The sequence below is a fragment of the Microvirga pakistanensis genome (assembly GCF_004458765.1).
In the GTDB taxonomy this organism is placed as follows: Bacteria; Pseudomonadota; Alphaproteobacteria; order Rhizobiales; family Beijerinckiaceae; genus Microvirga; species Microvirga pakistanensis.
In genome coordinates this window covers 1-223 of the sequence record NZ_SPJX01000086.1, presented here as the reverse complement: position 1 = coordinate 223, position 223 = coordinate 1, and the positions used below count along the sequence as shown (strand labels likewise).

Sequence of the window (223 nt, the reverse complement as noted above, 5' to 3'; positions counted from 1 at the left end):
GATTGAATGGCCTTGTCGAACATGGTCTTGAGCTCAAAATCGTCCTTGCGCAGGCCCACGGCCACGCCGCGCCCGAGCACGTCGCCGCTCACGGCACCGCCCACCATCTCCCTGTCCTTGAACTCCGGCTTTTCCGTCGAGGCCTTCAGGGAGGAGTGAGCCGCGAAGATCGCGTCGATGCGCCCGGCCGCTAGGTCGAGATCGTGCTGCTCGGTGGTCTTGT

1 protein-coding gene is annotated in these 223 nt (G+C 64.1%); it reads right to left on the bottom strand.

The features are described 5' to 3' along the window. On the bottom strand, positions 1–223 hold a 223-nt coding region (locus E4K09_RS02840; RefSeq protein WP_134495043.1), incomplete at both ends, for a type 2 periplasmic-binding domain-containing protein.